General features: G+C 74.4%; 3 protein-coding genes. All 3 read left to right on the forward strand.

Annotated features, from left to right (window positions below; translation table 11 throughout):
- Positions 1 to 37 precede the first annotated feature (37 nt).
- Genes ACZ5GP_RS01315 through ACZ5GP_RS01325 form a run of 3 tightly spaced genes read left to right on the forward strand, consistent with a single transcriptional unit; the run spans position 38 to position 15545 of the window.
- Positions 38 to 11251, forward strand: a complete 11214-nt coding sequence (locus ACZ5GP_RS01315; RefSeq protein ID WP_468748787.1) for an amino acid adenylation domain-containing protein — start codon at positions 38 to 40, stop codon at positions 11249 to 11251.
- Positions 11248 to 15198, forward strand: coding sequence for a non-ribosomal peptide synthetase (locus ACZ5GP_RS01320; protein ID WP_468748788.1), 3951 nt, complete (start codon positions 11248 to 11250; stop codon positions 15196 to 15198). Before ACZ5GP_RS01315 ends, ACZ5GP_RS01320 begins: the two co-directional genes overlap by 4 nt.
- The gene (locus tag ACZ5GP_RS01325; protein WP_468748789.1) at positions 15195 to 15545 is read left to right on the forward strand and encodes a nuclear transport factor 2 family protein; all 351 of its coding nucleotides are present in this window, start codon (positions 15195 to 15197) and stop codon (positions 15543 to 15545) included. Before ACZ5GP_RS01320 ends, ACZ5GP_RS01325 begins: the two co-directional genes overlap by 4 nt.
- Positions 15546 to 15584 lie beyond the last annotated feature (39 nt).

Here is a 15584-nt window from a genome sequence, read left to right on the forward strand (position 1 = left end):
CACCACCGATACACGAGACGGGTAGGAGTGAGGTGCGGTGATCAGCGCACAGCAAGCCGGCGGGACACGCGTCCCGCACGAGGTCGGCGCGGCCGCCGACGTCGTGCACGAACTGTTCGAGCGCCGGGCCGCGGCCACCCCCGACGCGACCGCCCTGGTCTGCGGGGACGCCCGGGTCGGTTACCGGGACCTGGACGAGCGCGCCAACCGCCTCGCCCATCACCTGGTCGCCGGCGGTGTGCGCCCGGGGGACGTGGTCGGCGTGTGCCTGCCCCGGGGCGTGCCCCTGGTCGTCGCGGTGCTCGCCGTGCTCAAGGCGGGCGCCGCGTACACCATGCTGGACCCCCGCTTCCCGGCCAGGCGCCTGGTGTCGGTGTGCGAGGAGGCCGGTGTCGGGACGGTCGTCACGGAGCCGGGCGGAGTGTTCGCCGGGCCGCGCTGGTCGACGGCGGACCCGGCCGCCCCGCGGGTCGCCGCCCGTCCGCCCTCCCCGCCCCGTGTCGCCGTGTCCCCCGAGGACGTGGCGTGCGTGATGTTCACCTCCGGCTCGACCGGCAGGCCCAAGGGCGTGGTCACCGCGCACCGGGCGCTGACGGTGACGCTGTGCGGGCAGACGTACACGGACTTCGGCGCGGACCGCGTGTGGCTGCAGTGCTCCCCGGTCTCCTGGGATGCCTTCGCGCTGGAGCTGTTCGGACCGCTGCTGCACGGCGCGACCTGCGTGTTGCAGCCCGGCGACACCACGGACCCCTCCGCCATCACGGAGCTGATCGCGGAGCACGGCGTCACCACCGTGCACGTGTCGGCGAGCCTCCTCAACCACCTGATCGACACCTACCCGCACGCCTTCGACGGCGTGACGCACGTGATGACGGGCGGTGAGGCGGCCTCGCCCCGGCACGTCCGGGCGTTGCTGGAGCGCAGGCCCGGGCTGGAGCTGACCAACGGCTACTCCCCCGTCGAGAACACCGTCTTCACCCTGACCCACCGCATACGGCCGACCGACACCACCATTCCTGTCGGGCGGCCCCTGAACGCCAAGTCCGTGCGGATCCTCGGCCCCGACCTGCGGCCGGTCGCGGCAGGGGAGACCGGTGAGATCTACATGGCGGGCGCGGGTCTGGCCCACGGCTACCTCGGTCAGCCCGGGCTCACCGCGCAGCGGTTCGTGGCCGGGCCGGACGGCGGCCGCATGTACCGCACCGGTGACCTGGGGCGGCTGCGCGACGGCTCCGTGGAGTTCCTGGGCCGCGCCGACGACCAGATCAAGATACGCGGCTTCCGCGTCGAACCCGCCGAGATCCAGGCGGTTTTGACGGCCCATCACTTGGTGCGGCAGGCGGCCGTCACCGTCTGGCAAGCTCCTGCGGGCGACCGCCGCCTGGTGGCCTACGTCGTCGCGGACCGGCCGGTGGCGGCGGCGGACCTGCGCGCGCATACCGCCGACCTGCTGCCCGAGCACCTCGTGCCGTCCCTGTACGTCCAGCTGGACGCGCTGCCGCTGACCGCGAACGGCAAGCTCGACCGGGCCGCGCTGCCCGCGCCGGAGGTGGCCACGGGCGCGGGCGGCGCCGCCAGAACCGCGACCGAGAAGGTGCTGACCGGCCTGTTCGCCGAACTCCTCGGGGTCCAGTCGGTGGGTGTGGACGACGACTTCCTGGCGCTCGGCGGCCACTCGCTGCTGGTCGCGACGCTGATCGCCCGGGTCCGCTCGGCACTCGGCGTGCGCCTGCGCGTCACCGAGGTGTTCACCGCCCGCACCCCGCGGGAACTGGCGCGGTGCGTCGCCGACGCGGCCGCCGCCGGCCCCGCCCTGGTGGCCGGGCGCGAGCGGCCGAACCCGAGCCCGCTGTCCTTCGCCCAGGCGCGCTTGTGGTTCCTGGACCAGGTCGAGGGCGGCTCGACGTACACCATCCCGCTCACCGTGCGGCTGCGCGGACCGCTGGAGGCCGGGGTACTGCGGGCCGCGCTGGACGACGTGGTGGCGCGGCACGAGACGCTGCGGACGGTGTTCCCCGTCGTCGGGGACGAGCCGGTGCAGCAGGTCCTCGACCGCGCCGACGTGCCGTGGACGGCCGCTGACGTCACCGGGGACGCCCTCGACTCCCTGGTGCGCGAGCTGGCTTCGGAGCCGTTCGACCTCGCGCACGACATTCCGCTGCGCGCACACCTGCTGCGGCAGGCGGACGACGATCACCTCCTGCTGTTGGTGCTGCACCACATCGCCGGCGACGGCTGGTCGACGGCGCCGCTGCTGCGCGACCTCTCCCTGGCCTACAGCGCGCGGGTGCGCGGCACCGACCCGGCCAGGCCCGCGCCGCCGGTGCAGTACGCGGATTACGCCGTGTGGGCGCGCGAGGCACTCGGGTCGCCGGCGGACCCGGCGAGCGCTCTGGCCGGGCAGGCCGCGTACTGGCGGTCCGTCCTGGCGGATCTGCCGGCGGAGTCGACCCTGCCGACCGACCGCGCCCGGCCCGCGGTGCGCGGCCCGCACGGGGACACGGTGCCGTTCTCGGTGGACGCGCGGACGCACGAGCGCCTGCGGGCCCTGGCCCGGGACACCGGCACCACCCTGTTCATGGTGCTGCACGCGGCGGTGGCCGCCGTGCTGACCCGGCTCGGCGCGGGCACCGACATCTGCCTCGGCTCTCCCGTCGCCGGGCGGAGCGACGAGGCGCTGGACGACCTCGTCGGCTTCTTCGTCAACACCCTGGTGCTGCGCACGGACACCGGGGGCGACCCCGCCTTCACCGAGCTGCTGCGCCGGGTGCGCGACACCGACCTGGCCGCGTACGACCACCAGGACCTGCCGTTCGACCAGCTCGTCCAGGACCTCAACCCCGAACGTTCGCTGTCCCGGCACCCGCTCTTCCAGATCATGCTGGTCCTGCAGAACACCCCCGCGAACCCGGCGGAGTTCGCCGGTCTGCGGGCCGAGCACGAGGTCGTCGACCTGGATGTGGCGAAGTTCGACCTCACCCTGGACCTCGCCGAGTCGGCCGACGGCATCACCGGCACCCTCAAGTACGCCACCGAGCTGTTCGACCGCGCCACCATCGAGCGTGTCGCACGGTCGCTGGCCCGCGCCCTGGCCGTGTTCGCCGCAGCTCCGCACACCCCCATCGGCCGCGCGGAGCTGCTGACACCGGCCGAGCGGGAACTGCTCCTCGACCGGTGGAGCGGCCGCACCGACGGCATCAGCCGCACCCTGCACGAGGTCATCGCGGAACAGGCCGGGCGCACGCCCACGGCGACCGCGCTGCTGTCCGGCGACACACGACTCTCGTACGCCGAACTGGACGCGTCGGCGAACCAGTTGGCGCACCACCTCATAGACGAGGGCGTCCGGCCCGGCGATGTGGTCGGCGTACTGCTCGACCGCGACCGCGACCTCGTGGTGGCGGTCCTCGCCGTGCTCAAGACGGGCGCGGCGTACACCATGCTGGACCCCCGCTTCCCCCGGGCGAGACTCGAAGGCCTGGCCGAAGCGGGTGGGATCGCGCAGGTCCTCTCCACTGACGCCCTGGGCCTCCCCGGGATCGTGCGCGTCGACGAGGAGTCGATCGGGCGGCGGCCCACGACGGCGCCGGACGTGCGGGTGTCGGCGCGGGACGTCGCCTGCGTGATGTTCACCTCCGGCTCCACCGGCAGGCCCAAGGGGGTCGTGACCCCGCACGGCGCGTTGACGTCGACACTGCTGGGGCAGACGTACGCCGACTTCGGCGCCGACCAGGTGTGGCTCCAGTGCTCCCCGGTCTCCTGGGACGCCTTCGCCCTGGAGCTCTTCGGCCCGCTGCTGCACGGCGCCGCGTGCGTCCTGCACCCCGGGCACGACACCGACCCGGCCGTGATCGCCGGCCTCGTCACCCGGCACGCCGTCACCACCGTGCACTTCTCGGCCGGTCTGCTCAACCATCTGATCGACGAACACCCCGAGGCGTTCCACGGCGTCACGACCGTGATGACGGGCGGCGAGCCGGCGTCGGTGGCCCATGTGACGCGCCTGCTCACCCGGCACCCCGGTCTGCGCCTGGTCAACGGCTACTCACCGGTCGAGAACACCGTCTTCACGCTCACCCACCCGATCACGCCTGCGGACACCACCGGCCCGATCCCGGTCGGGCGGCCCGTCGCGGCCAAGGGCGTGTACATCCTCGACGAGCACCTCCAGCCGGTCCCGGCCGGCGTGCCGGGCGAGATCCACATGTCCGGTCTCGGGCTCGCCCACGGCTATCTGCGCGCGCCGCGGCTGACCGCCGAGCGGTTCGTGGCCTGCCCGTTCGAGCCAGGACGGCGCATGTACCGCACCGGTGACCTGGGCCGCTGGCGCGCCGACGGCACCGTGGAGTACCTGGGCCGCTCCGACGACCAGGTGAAGATCCGCGGCTTTCGCATCGAGCCCGGCGAAGTGCGCGCGGTGGTCGAGGCACACCCCGCCGTCCGGCAGAGCGCCGTGGTGGTCCGCGAGGACCGGCCCGGGGACAAGGCGCTCGTCGCGTATGTCGTCACGGACGGCGCGGCGGACGTGACCTCGCTGCGCCGGCACGTCGCCGAGCACCTGCCCGAGCATCTGCGGCCTGCCGCGTACGTGGTGCTCGACCGGCTGCCGCTGTCGCCCACCGGCAAGCTCGACCGCGGCGCCCTCCCGGCGCCCGAGCACGCGCCGGCCGCCGGCGAGCGGGCGCGCACCGCGCGCGAGGAGATCCTGTGCGGCCTGTTCGCGCAGGTGCTGGGGCTGCCCGGGGTCGGGCCCGAGGACGACTTCTTCGAGCTGGGCGGCCATTCGCTGCTCGCCGCGAAGCTGATCAACCGCGTCCGGGCGGCGCTGGGCCGCGAGGTCGGCGTCCGTGCGGTGTTCGCCCATCGGACGCCCGCCGCGCTCGACGCGGTGCTCGGCGCCGCCACCGGACGGGACCGGCCGGCGCTGGTCGCGGCCCCGCGGCCGGAGCGGGTGCCGCTCTCCCCCGCGCAGGCGCGGCTCTGGCTGCTGGACCAGGTCGAGGGCGGGTCGAGCACGTACAACGTGCAGTACGCGGTGGAGGTCACCGGGCCCGTGGACCGGGCCGCCCTGCGGGCCGCCGTCACCGACACGGTCCTGCGGCACGAGGCGCTGCGCACCGTGTACCCGGCCGTGGACGGGGTGCCCCACCAGCGCGTCCTGGCCGAGACCGAACTGGCCGGCGTCTTCGAGGCGTCGCAGATCGCGGCCCGCGACGTGGCGCAGGCCGTCACCGAGGCGGCCCGGCACGTGTTCGACCTGGCCGGACGGGCGCCGCTGCGCGTCACGCTGCTGAGCACCGGCGAGGAGCGGCACAACCTGCTCGTGACGCTGCATCACATCGCGGGCGACGGCTGGTCGCTGCGGCCGCTGTTCGACGACGTGGCACGCGCCTACGCCGCCCGCGTCGCCGGCGCGGCCCCCGACTGGCGCCCGTTGCCGGTGCAGTACGCCGACTACACGCTCTGGCAGCGCCGGCTCCTGGGCGATCCGGCCGACCCGGACTCCATGGCCCATCGGCACCTCGCGTATTGGCGCGATCAGTTGGCTGGGCTTCCGGAGCAGCTGGACCTGCCGGTGGACCGGCCGCGTCCGGCCCGCCCCAGCCACCGGGGCGAGTCCCTTCCGGTCCGGATCGACAGTGCGGTGCACACCGCGCTGTCGGCGCTGGCCCGGGCGCACGGCGTGACGTCGTTCATGGCGGTCCAGGCGGCGTTCGCGGCACTGCTCACCCGGCTCGGCGCCGGCTGCGACATCCCCTTCGGCACCCCGGTCGCGGGCCGCTCCGACGAGGCCCTCGGCGACCTGGTCGGCTTCTTCGTCAACACCCTGGTGCTGCGCACGGACACCGGCGGCGACCCCGCCTTCACCGAGCTGCTGCGCCGGGTGCGCGACACCGACCTGGCCGCGTACGACCACCAGGACCTGCCGTTCGACCAGCTCGTCCAGGACCTGAATCCGACCCGGGCCACCGACCGGCACCCCTTGTTCCAGGTCATGCTCGTCCTGCAGAACAACGCCTCGCCGGCCGCCGCCCTCGCGGGCACCGCGTGTGCTCCCGCCGAGGTGCCCAACCTGGCGGCCAAGTTCGACCTGACGCTGTCCCTGCACGAGAGCCCCAGCGGTCTGTCCGGCTATCTGGAGTTCGCCACCGACCTGTTCGACCGGGCGACGGCCGAGCTGATGGTGGCGCGGTTCACCCGCCTGCTGGGCGCCGTGGCCCGCGATCCCCGGCTGCCGATCAGCGCCCTCGACGTCATGGACGCGGAGGAACGCCTCGCGGTGACCGAGCGGTGGACCGGCTCGGCGCGCGCGTGCGACCCCCGTCCCGTGCACTCGGTCGTCGCCGAGCACGCCGTACACAGCCCTGGGGCGACGGCCCTGATCTGCGAGGGGCGGCGGGTCACGTATGCCGGACTGCTGGAGCGTGCCCACCAGTTGGCGCACCACCTGATCGGGCGCGGAGTGCGGCCGGGCGAGGTGGTCGGCGTACTCCTCGAACGCGACGAGGAACTGGTCGTCGCCGTCCTGGCCGCCCTGGCGGCCGGAGCCGGCTACACGATGCTCGACCCGCGGTTCCCCGCGGCGCGGCTCACCGACGCCCTGGAGCGGACGGCCGCCCCGCTGGTGGTGACCACCCGCGACCTGGCCGATCTGGTGCCGGCCACGGCGCCGGTCCTGCTGGACGCCGAGGCCGCGACGATCGCCGGCGCCCCCCGGCGGGCGCCCGACGTCCCGGTCGCCCCGGACGACGTGGCGTGCGTGATGTTCACGTCCGGTTCGACCGGCACGCCCAAGGGTGTGATCACCTCGCACCGGGCGCTGACGGCCACCCTGCTCGGCCAGGAGTTCACGGACTTCGGCGCGGACGCGGTGTGGCTCCAGTGCTCGCCGGTGTCCTGGGACGCCTTCGCCCTGGAACTGTTCGGGCCGCTGCTGCACGGCGCCGCGTGCGTCCTGCAACCGGGCCACTCCACCGACCCCCCTCTCATCGCCCGGCTGCTGACCGAGCACGGCGTCAGCACCGCGCACTTCTCGGCGAGCCTGCTCAACCACCTGGTCGACGAGCACCCGGTCGCGCTGGCCGGCGTGCGCCACCTCATGACCGGCGGCGAGGCGGCGTCCGTGCCGCACGTGCGCGCCCTGCTGGCGCGCCACCCGCGCCTGCGGCTGGTCAACGGCTACTCGCCGGTGGAGAACACCATCTTCACCCTGACCCACGACATCAGCGCCGACGACTCCCCCGTGCCCGTCGGCAGGCCGATCGCGGGCAAGCGGGCCTGGGTGCTCGGACCGGATCTGCGTCCGGTGCCCGTGGGGGTGCCGGGTGAGATCTACATGAGCGGGCCGGGCCTCGCCCACGGCTACGTGGGGCAGCCCGCGCTCACCGCCCAGCGGTTCGTGGCCGCGCCGGACGGCGGCCGCATGTACCGCACCGGCGACCTGGGGCGCTGGCGCGCCGACGGCGCCATCGAATATCTGGGGCGCACGGACGACCAGGTCAAGGTCCGCGGCTTCCGCGTCGAACCGGCCGCCGTGCAGAGCTATGTGACGGCCCATCCGCAGGTGCGGCGATGTGCGGTCGTCGTGCGGGACGAGCGGCTGGTCGCGTATGTGGTGCCCGAGGGTGAACTCGACCTGGCGCGGTTGCGCGCGTTCGTCGCCGAGCGGCAGCCGGAGCATCTGCGGCCCGCCGTGTATGTGCGCGTGGACGAGATCCCGCTGACGCCGAACGGGAAACTCGACGCCGCCGCGCTGCCCGCGCCGGGGTCGCCGGTGGGCGAGGAGGGTGCGGGGCGGGCCGCCCGCACGGTGCGCGAGCAGATCCTGTGCGCTCTGTTCGCCGAGGTGCTCGGCGTCGGCGAAGCCGGCCCGGACCAGGACTTCTTCGCCCTCGGCGGGCATTCCCTGCTCGGTGCCCGGCTCGTCAACCGGGTGCGTTCGGCGCTGGGCGCGGAGGTCGGGCTGCGGGAGCTGTTCGCCCGTCCGACACCGGCCGCGCTGGCCGCCGCCGTGGACACCGCCGCCGCGGCACGCCCGGCCCTGACGGCGGTGGAGCGCCCCGCCGAGCTGCCGCTGTCCGCGGCGCAGCACCGCCTGTGGTTCCTCGACCGGATGCACGGCGCGAACGCCGCGTACAACGTGAGCCACACCGTGGAGCTCGAAGGCGCTCTGGACCTGGCGGCACTGCGGTCGGCCCTCATGGATGTCGTGGTCCGGCACGAGGCGCTGCGCACGACGTTCCGCTCGGTCGACGGGGTACCCGTCTGCGTGGTCGCGCAGGCGGAGGAGGTGCGGTTCGAGGTGCCGTGCCGGGAGGTCGGCGGCCGGGAGGTCGAGGAGGAGGTTGCGCGGGCCGCACGGTACGCCTTCGACCTCGGTGTCGACCTCCCCGTCCGGGCGACGGTGCTGCGGACCGGCCCGCGCTCCCATGTACTCGTACTGACGTTGCATCACATCGCGGCGGACGGCTGGTCGATGCGGCCCCTGCTGGAGGATCTCGCGACGGCGTACACGGCCCGGTCGAACGGGGCCGCCCCGCAGTGGCCGCTCTTGTCGGTGCAGTACGCGGACTACAGCCTCTGGCACCAACGGTTGCTGGGCGACGGCGACGATCCGCATTCCCCGCTGTCCCGCCAACTGGCCTATTGGGAAAAGGCGCTGGCCGGGCTGCCGGACGAGGTGGCGCTGCCCGTCGACCGGCCGCGCCCGGCACAGCCCACGGGGCGCGCCGACACCGTCGACATCGCGATCGACGCCCCGACGCACGAGGCGCTGCTGGCTCTGGCGCGCACGCATGGCGTGACGCTGTTCATGGTGGTGCAGGCCGCGCTGGCGGCGCTGCTCACCCGGCTCGGCGCCGGCCCGGACGTCCCGGTCGGCACACCCGTGGCGGGGCGGACCGACGCCGCCCTGGACGACCTCGTGGGGTTCTTCGTCAATACGTTGGTGCTGCGTACGGACACCGGTGGCGACCCCACGTTCGGGGAGCTGCTGGCCCGGGTGCGCGAGAGCGACCTGGCGGCGTTCGACCACCAGGACGTGCCCTTCGAGCGGATCGTGGAGCACCTCAACCCGGGCCGCACGGCTCACCAGCACCCCTTCTTCCGGACCGTGTTGGCGCTCCAGAACAACGCCGCCGCCGACCTGCGGCTGCCGGGGCTGCGGACCGCTGTCGCCCCGGTGAGCACCGGGAGCGCCAAGTTCGACCTCGTGGTGTCACTCGACGAGCGCCTTGACGAGGGCGCCCGGCCCGCGGGCATCGGCGGCCGCGTGGAGTTCGCCACCGACCTGTTCGACCGGACGACGGCGCGGGCGCTCGTGGACCGCTTGGCCGGTGTGCTGCGGCAGGTCGCCGCCGACCCTCAGGTGCGGGTCGACGAGCTCGACGTCCTGACGCCTGACGAGCACGAGGTGCTGGTCGGGCGGTGGGCCACGGGCGGGGCGGGGGTGGAGGACCGCTGCGTGCACGCGGCCGTCGCCGGACAAGCCGCCGCCACCCCCGGGGCGACCGCCCTCGTGTTCGGGGAACAGCGGGTCACCTACGCGGAGTTGGAGAGTCGGGCGAGCCGGCTCGCGCACCGCCTGGCCGCGCGGGGCGTGGGGCCCGGCCGGTTCGCGGCCGTACTCCTGGACCGGGGCGTCGATCTGGTGGTGGGCGTCCTCGCGGTGCTCAAGACCGGGGCGGGCTACTCACTGCTCGACCCGCGATTCCCCGAGGAGCGGGTGACGGCGATCCTGGAGGCGGCCGACGCGGCGCTGGTCCTCACCGACACTGCCGGCGCCGCCCGCCTCGACACCCGCCGGCCCGTGCTCAACATCGGCACCGACCTCGACCCCGAGCCGGGCGCCCTGCCGGACGGTCCCTTGGACGTGGCCGTCGGCGCGGACGCCCCGGCGTGCCTGATGTTCACCTCCGGCTCCACGGGCCGGCCCAAGGGCGTCGTCGCCCCGCACCGGGCGATCACCGGCACGCTGCTGGGCCAGACGTACGTCGGCTTCGACGCCGCGCAGGTGTGGTTGCAGTGCGCGCCGATGCCGTGGGACGCGTTCGCGCTGGAGCTGTTCGCCCCGCTCCTGCACGGCGCGACCTGCGTCCTGCAGCCCGGACCGACGCCCGAGCCGGAGCAGATCGCCCGCCTGGTGCGGCGCCACGCGGTGACCACCGTGTTCCTGTCGACGAGCCTGTTCAACTTCCTCCTCGACGAGTACCCCGACCTCTTCGGCCGGCTGCGGCAGGTGATGACGGGCGGCGAGGCGGTCTCGCCGGACCACATGGCGCGGCTGCTGCGGGACCATCCGCACATCCGGCTCGTGCACGCGTACGGCCCGGTCGAGCACATGATCTTCACCAGCTGCCATGACGTGCGCGCCGACGACATGTCCTCGGGCACCGTGCCCATCGGCACCTCGCTCGCGGGCAAGCAGTCCTACGTCCTGGACGCCCGGCTGCGGCCGGTGCCGCCGAACGTGCCCGGCGAGCTGTACGTCGCCGGAGTCGGCTCGGCCCACGGCTATCTCGGCGAACCGGCCCTGACGGCGGAGCGGTTCGTGGCCTGCCCGTACGGGGCGCCGGGGACCCGCATGTACCGCACCGGCGACCTGGTGCGCCGAAGGGCCGACGGGGCGCTGGAGTTCGTGGGGCGCACCGACGACCAGGTGAAGGTCCGGGGCTTTCGCATCGAGCCGGGCGAGGTGCGGGCGGCGGTCACCGCGCATCCGGGGGTGCGCACGGGTGCCGTCGTCGTCCGGGAGGACAAGCCGGGTGACAAGCGGCTCGTCGCGTACGTCGTGCCCGAGCCGGGCAGCGGCCTGGACGACGCCTCGCTGCGCGAACACGCCCGGCGGCGCCTGCCCGAGCATCTGCGCCCCGGCGCGTACGTCCTGCTGGAGCGGCTGCCGCTCAATCCCAACGGCAAGCTCGACCGGGCGGCGCTCCCCGCGCCGGACCTGGGCGAGCGGCCCGGCGGCCGGGCTCCCCGGACGCGCGAGGAGACGGTGCTCTGTGAAATGTTCGCCGAGCTGCTCGGCCTGGACTCGGTCGGCGTGGACGAGGACTTCTTCGTCCTCGGCGGACATTCGCTGCTGGTCGGCAGGCTGATCAGCCGGGTGCGGGCGGCGCTCGACGCCGAGGTGTCCCTCAAGACGGTGTTCGAGGCGCGGACGGTGGCCGCTCTGGCCGGCCGGCTGGACCGGGCGGCCCCGGCGCGGCCCGCGCTGCGGCGGCGCCCCAGGCAGGAGGAGGTGCGATGACCATGTCCATCGAGACGGCCCCGCTGTCGTACAACCAGCAGCGGCTGTGGTTTCTCGGCCGGGCCGAGCCGGGGCCCGCGTACAACATCCCGGTCGTGCTGCGGCTGCGCGGCGAGCTGGACGTGCGCGCGTTGCGGGCGGCGCTGGGCGATGTGGCGGCCCGGCACGAGGTGCTGCGCACCGTCTACCCCGAGGTCGACGGCGCGCCCCGGCAGCGGATCATGCCGCCCGGCGCGCTCCCCCTGGAGGTCGTGGACACGGACGATCCGGCGGCCGCGCTCGATCAGGCGGCCCGGCACGTGTTCGACCTCCTGGGCGACCCGCCGGTGCGGGCGACCCTGTTCCGGTCGCCGGGCACCGACCTTCACGTACTGCTGCTGCTCGTGCACCACATCGCGGGGGACGGCTGGTCCATCGCTCCACTGACGCGTGACCTGGCGGCCGCGTATGCCGCCCGGGTGGCGGGCGGCGCCCCGGAGTTCCCCGAACTTCCGGTGCAGTACGCGGACTTCGCGTACTGGCAGCAGGACATGCTGGGCGAGGCGGACGACCCCGGCAGCCTGTTGTCCCGTCAGCTCGCTTACTGGCATGCGGCGTTGGCCGGGGCTCCGGAGGAGGTGGGGTTCCCGGCGGACCGGCCCCGGCCGGCGCTGCCGGACCGGCGCGGCGGCAGCGTGACGGTACGGATCGGGGCGGGGAGACACCGGGCGCTGCTCGATCTCGCGGCACGCTCGGAGACGACGCTGTTCATGGTCGTGCACGCGGCCGTCGCCGCGCTGCTGACCCGGCTGACCGGCGGGAGTGACCTGCCGCTGGGCACGGTCGTCGCCGGACGGTCGGACGAGGCACTGAACGACCTGGTCGGGTTCTTCGTGAACACGGTGGTGCTGCGCACCGACACCTGCGGTGATCCGTCGTTCACCGAGCTGCTCGACCGGGTGCGCGCCACCGATCTGGACGCGTTCGCCCACCAGGACGTGCCGTTCGAGCGGGTGGTGGAGGAGGTCAACCCGGCCCGGGTCTTCGGCCGGCACCCGCTGTTCCAGGTGATGCTGGTGCTCACCACCCAGGCCGGTGGGCCCGCCGCGTGGCCCGGGCTGCGCGTCGAGCCGGTGCACCAGGGCACGGGCACGGCCAAGTTCGACACGACGATCGGGGTGCGCGAGTCCCGCTCCGCCACCGGGGCACCCCTAGGCCTGGAGATCACCTGGGAGTACGCGGCGAGCCGCTACGAGCACGCTTCGGCGCGGCTGCTCGCGCACCGCCTGGAGCGGCTGCTGACGCAGGTCGCGGCGGATCCGTCGCCGAGGCTGAGCGAGCTGGCGGTCCTCGACGAGGCGGAACGGTCGCAGCTCACCTCGCCGGCCGCGGCCGACGGCGTGCAGGAGCGCTGCCTGCACGAACTGTTCGCCGAGCAGTGCGCCCGTACGCCGACGGCGACCGCCCTGGTGCACGAGGGCCGTCACGTCTCGTACGCGGAACTGGCGGACCACGCCCGCCGGGTGGCCGCCCAACTGCCCACCGGTCCCGGTGACGTGGTGGGCGTACATCTCGACCGGAGTCCCGAGATGGTGGCCGCGCTGCTCGGCACCTTGCGGACCGGCGCCTGCTACACGCTGCTGGACACCGCGTTCCCCGCGGAGCGGCTGCGCTCGGCGCTGGACCTCGCCGGTATCCGCACGGTGATCGGCTCGTCCTCCTCGGCGCGGGTCCTCGGCCGCGCCTGCCTCGACATCGCCGACGTCCCACCCGGCCACGAACGAGGGCCCTCGCCGGCCACGGAAGCATCTCCGGTCGCCGAAACGCCCTTGGTCACGGTGCGTCCCGAGGACCCGGCGGTGGTGATGTTCACCTCCGGCTCGACGGGTGTGCCCAAGGGCGTCATGGCCTCCCACCGCGCGGTCAGCGCGACCCTCACCGGCCAGACGTACGCCGGCTTCGGCCCCGGCGAGGTGTGGCTGCAGAGCGCGCCGGTGTCCTGGGACGCGTTCGGCACCCAGCTGTTCGGGCCCCTGCTGCACGGCGGTACGTCGGTCCTGCTGCCCGGCGCGCGGGTCGACCCCGCCGTCGTCGCCGAACTGGTCGTCGCGCACGGTGTGACCGTCTTCGACGCGTCGGCGAGCCTGTTCAACCACGTCCTCGACGAGCATCCGGAGGTCTTCGCGACCGTCCGGCACGCGCTGACCGGGGGCGAGCCGGCGTCCGCGCACCACTTGGCGCTGGCGCGGGCGAAGTTCCCGCACGTCCGGCTCGTCAACGGCTACGGGCCCGCCGAGAGCACCGGTTTCACCACGACCCACCTCCTCACGGACCCGCCGGACGCCCGGGTGCCGATCGGCCGCCCCCTGCCCGGCAAGCACGGCTACGTCCTCGACGGCCGCCTGCGGCTCGTGCCCCTGGGCGGCGTCGGCGAGCTGTATCTGACCGGGGCGGGCCTGGCCCTCGGCTATCTGGGCGCCCCGGGCGCCACCGCGGAGCGCTTCGTCGCCGACCCGTACGGGCCCCCGGGGACCCGCATGTACCGCACGGGCGACATCGTGCGGTGGCGGCCCGACCGCACCCTCGACTACCTGGGCCGCGCCGACGGCCAGGTCAAGGTGCGGGGCTTTCGCATCGAGCCGGCCGAGATCGAGGCCGCGCTCACCGCGCACCCCTCGGTCGCCAGGGCCGCGGTCGTCGTACGGGAGGACCGGCCGGGCGACAGGCGGCTCGTCGCGTACGCCGCGCCGGTCACCGGTGCCGCGCCGCGAGCGGCGGCGCTGCGCGAGCACCTCGCGGCGAGGCTGCCGGGGCACATGGTGCCGGCCGCCGTCGTCCTCCTGGACGCCCTGCCGTACACCGCCAACGGCAAGCTGGACCGGCGTGCCCTGCCCGCCCCCGCGTACACGCCGACCGGCGGCCGGGGGCCCGTCACGCCGACGGAGCGCGCCCTGTGCGAGCTGTTCGCCGAGGTCCTCGGCCTCGCCGCCCCGGCGGGCGTCGAGGACGGCTTCTTCGACCTCGGCGGACACTCGCTGCTCGCCACCCGCCTGACGGCACGTATCGAGGCGCGCCTCGGGGCACGGGTGGGCATCCAGACCCTGTTCGAGGCGCCGACGCCCGCCACCCTGGCCACGCGTCTCGGCTCCCGCGAGGCGGACGACGGCCTGGCCGTCCTGCTCCCACTGCGCGCCGAGGGTTCGAGACCACCGCTGTTCTGCGTCCATCCCGCGGCCGGCATCAGCTGGGTCTACTCGGGCCTGCTGCGCCATCTGCCGGACCGGCCCGTCCACGGCCTCCAGGCGCACGGCCTGGCCGAGCCCGGCGCCGCGCCGGACTCGATCGCCGCCATGGCCGACGACTACCTCGCCCGGATCCGCGGCGTCCAGCCCCGGGGGCCCTACCACCTGCTGGGCTGGTCGTTCGGCGCGGGCGTCGCCCACGCGATGGCGGTCGCGCTGCGGGCGGCCGGTGAGGAGGTCGCGCTCCTCGCGATGCTGGACGGCTATCCCGCCGACGGCACCGGCGCGTCCTTCAGCGCCGAGGACCCCCAGGTCCAAGGCGCCCTGCGGGAGTCGCTGGGGCTCGCCGACTTGACGCCGGCGGCGTTCCGCGAGCACCTCGGCGCCCCCGCGACCCTCGACGCCGTCTTCGCGCACCATCTGACGCTCGGCCACGCCGGTCCACCCGCCCACTACCCCGGGCGCGCCCTGTTCTTCCACGCCACCGCGGGCAAGACGCACGAGGCGCCCTCGCCCGACGCGTGGCTGCCGTACGTCGCCGCTCTGGAGGTCCACCCTCTCGACTGCCGGCACGCGGATCTGACCGCTCCCGGGCCGATCGCCCGGATCGCCGCCGTGCTCGACGCCCGCCTGCGCCACGACCGCCCTGACTGCTCCGCCCTCTCCGACCCTTCCGATAACTCCGACCACTGCGACCACTGCGACCACGTAGGAGATTCACGATGACCGCCGCTGTGCTGCACCGGTTCTACCGACTCGTCGACGCCGGAGACGTGTCCGGGCTCGTCGCGATGTTCACGCCGGACGCCACCTACCACCGCCCCGGCTATCCCCCGGTCCTCGGCCGGTCGGGCGTCGAGCACTTCTACACCCACGAGCGGGTCATCCGCGAAGGGCGCCACCAGCTCGACTCCGTGGTGGTGAACGGCGACGAGGTCGCCGTGAAGGGCTCGTTCGAGGGAGTGCTGCGCGACGGCACGCCGGCCAAGCACCGCTTCGCCGAGTTCTTCTCCCTCACGCCGGACCACCTGATCGACCGCCGGGAGACGTTCTTCTCCGCCCCGCTCGTCTGACCACCGCCACGCCCACCCCGAGCCACACTCACACGCAGG

Source organism: Streptomyces sp. NPDC031466 (assembly GCF_055581265.1).